The 936-nt window shown below is 58.7% G+C and carries 1 pseudogene; it reads right to left on the bottom strand.

Going from position 1 to position 936, the window contains the following annotated elements:
• Window positions 1-936 (bottom strand): annotated as a pseudogene (locus AM629_RS21250) (hemagglutinin repeat-containing protein); the annotation flags it as partial.

Below are 936 nucleotides of genomic sequence, written 5' to 3' on the forward strand. Positions count from 1 at the left end.
GTGTATAACCGGTGGTGTCTTTCCCCTGCGAGGTTTTGGTGCCGCCGATGCCAAGCTTGTTCCGTTTTTTCTTTTTGACGTACCAGCGGGTCTGGCTGCCGGTCTCCGTGGTGATGCGTTCCCCCTGCGTCGCCATATTGTGTAGTTCGCCAATATTGCCCGCCAGTGCGCCGCCGGCGACGATTTGGCTGTCGTGATTGGTCACCTGCGCGCTATTGAGCGTCAGATTGCCGCCGGCCAGCATTTTACCGGGGTCACTGTGTGTGACCTGCGTTTCCCTGACGGTCCGGGTGTACTGATATTCATCAAAGTTATCGCTGCGGCTACCATCCGGCATGATGGCCTCGTGCACGCCGTATTTGTTGTGGTGAGAAGTGTCCACCTGTGACCAGTCATAGCGGGTGGTCTGGCCGCGCAATACCGCGTCGTGATGCGGCGATTTTTCCGTTTCGACGACCTGAGTCACCAACCCGGCGTTGGTGTTGTTAATCTGGTCAGCATTAATGGTCAAATGGCGCCCGGCTTCCATCGTCGCCGCGTGATTATTGAGCACCCGGGCCTGACCGGTCGCGGACAAGGTGTTATCCAGCTGGCCGCCGATGTGCATGTCGCCCACGCTGTCAATCTGCGCATGATGCTGGTTGTTGAGCGTGCCGGTGCCGATATCCAGCTGGTCCCGCGCCGCAATCACGGCGGCTTTGCCGTCCTGTGCGGTGTTATTCAGGGTCCCCGTCTGGAGGGCGAGCTGGTCCCCGTAAATCCGTCCGGTGCCGGTGTTGGTCAGGGTGTTAGCCGTGAGATGGGTTAAGCCGCCGTCTATCAGTCCCGTATTATTCAGGGTGTCGTGAACATTAACCTGCGTTTTCCCGGCGCTGATTTCCGCGGTCTGAGTATTGGTAAGGTTTTTGGCGGTCAGCTGCACGGTTTGCCCGGCGA

This window comes from Photorhabdus heterorhabditis (genome assembly GCF_001280945.1).
In the GTDB taxonomy this organism is placed as follows: domain Bacteria; phylum Pseudomonadota; class Gammaproteobacteria; order Enterobacterales; family Enterobacteriaceae; genus Photorhabdus; species Photorhabdus heterorhabditis.